General features: G+C 28.8%; 2 protein-coding genes. Both read left to right on the top strand.

The genetic code is table 11. The features are described 5' to 3' along the window. The coding region (locus EGM88_RS15860) for a hypothetical protein (protein ID WP_162497595.1) at nucleotides 1-929 on the top strand (929 nt) is incomplete at its 5' end. A 118-nt stretch (nucleotides 930-1,047) separates the two neighbouring features. Continuing rightward, nucleotides 1,048-1,638 (top strand): hypothetical protein, encoded by a 591-nt coding sequence (locus EGM88_RS15000; RefSeq protein WP_162497594.1) that lies wholly within the window; start codon nucleotides 1,048-1,050, stop codon nucleotides 1,636-1,638. Nucleotides 1,639-1,811 lie beyond the last annotated feature (173 nt).

Raw genomic sequence — 1,811 nt, 5'->3', positions numbered from 1 at the left:
TTATGTGCAATCAAAATCTAGAGGAAGTTGTTTTAATAGCAGGCGGTTCTACTGATGCTGGAATTTCTGTAACAAATATTTATTTTAACGGTCCTTCAGGTGGCGGAGATTTTAATAATGCAGAGGAAACTATCTCTTGGATTGCTGGAGGTGAAAGTGGTGGTGGATTTGAAGATCAAGATGAGGAGGACCAAATTATAACAGATGATATGGTAGATGACTACCCCTGTCAAAGCGAAATAATACAAGGGGCTTTTATAGAATCAGCACCTTTATCTAAGCTAATTTTAGATATTTTTGAATTAAATGATAATGGTTATAATTTAGTGTTTTGGGAAGACCCTAATATAGGAAGCGGAGATGCTGGAGGAACTTATCCAATTTCAGTAGACTCTGGCTGGGAACTAGGAAAGTTAGATATTCAAATTGGTCTTAGTAATGCCCTTTTAAATAATGGCACGGATTTAGCTATTGTAGCTACAGCAATACATGAGAGTATTCATGCAATTTTAATTTATGGCATGGAAACTGGAAAGTTGACAGTTGAGAACACTAATGGGGATGCAGACTTCAATTTTTTAGTCCGTTCTTATCTTCAAATGAAGATTGAAATAGAACATTTTGGTGGTGAGGAAATGAATGCTGGAGATACGGATTTTTGGATGCATCAATATATGACAGATCTCGTTGGGGATATTGCTACTTCTATATCAGAATATGGAAAAAGTAATGGTTATAATATTTCCTATAGCTATTATGAAAAATTAGCTTGGTTGGGACTTAAAGATAGTTTAGAATTTATTTTAGCAAACGATTCTGATGGATATACCGAAGAAGATGAAGAAACTGTAGAAAGTATTAACAAAGTTATAATAGATGAATTTCAAAATAAAAATGATGCAAAAGGTAAAAAATGCAACAATAATTAGAAAGGTATGTTTTATTCTGATAGCAGTTTTATGTTCTTTTTCTTGTTTTGCACAAAAAAAAGAAATAAAAAATAACGATGATTATATTATTATTAATGAAGCGATTAAGAGATACTTTGTGTCAAAAAAAATAAGAGACTCAATATTTTTGAGTTCGGACCTCTATAAGGAACATCCAAATCATAGAGTAAATAAAAGTCAGCTAAAAATAAGAAGAGCATTAGACACAATCTATTTGAAAAAAATTGCTGACAAACTATTTTACCAAAACTTTTTAAAAAATGATGCCCATTGGAAAAGGGAAAAAAGACACAAAAAAATCAAGCATCAATTAGATTCGATTTTTTCTGAAGCTGAAGTTGTTAATTATAAAAAGCTACTGGATGATAACAATTATGTCTGGAATCCAGATAAAATTGATTTTAAAGACCGTGTTTTTATGGTTGATGAATTAATTTATACTAAAAAAGAAATGGACAAATTTGCAATTGATAAAAAAGACAGTTCAAATTTAAAGATACGCAAATTCAATAAAAAAAATAACTTATTTGTTTTTTCTAAACCTTTGTATTCTTTGAATAAAAATACTGCTTTAATAGTATATACTTATTCGGGTAATTATGTCTTATTAATTTTTGATAAAAAAGGCAAAAATTGGCAATTTAAACATAAATTAAGCGAATCTTATTTTATCTCTAAAATAGAATAATTTAAGCTCTATCTTCTTAAAATCAATGCAAAAAGGTGAGAAAAAGTGTTAATTTTGTTTTTATTATTTGCATTTATTTTGTTTTTCAAAACAGTAATGCACAAATTTCTATTATAGATAATCCTGATGATTATGTTATTGTTAATAAAACCTTGGGCATATATTTTAAAATA

It is taken from the genome of Aureibaculum marinum, assembly GCF_003813905.1.
Classification (GTDB): domain Bacteria; phylum Bacteroidota; class Bacteroidia; order Flavobacteriales; family Flavobacteriaceae; genus Aureibaculum; species Aureibaculum marinum.
The sequence above is the reverse complement of the archived record's forward strand: the minus strand, read 5'-3'. Positions and strand labels throughout refer to the sequence as shown.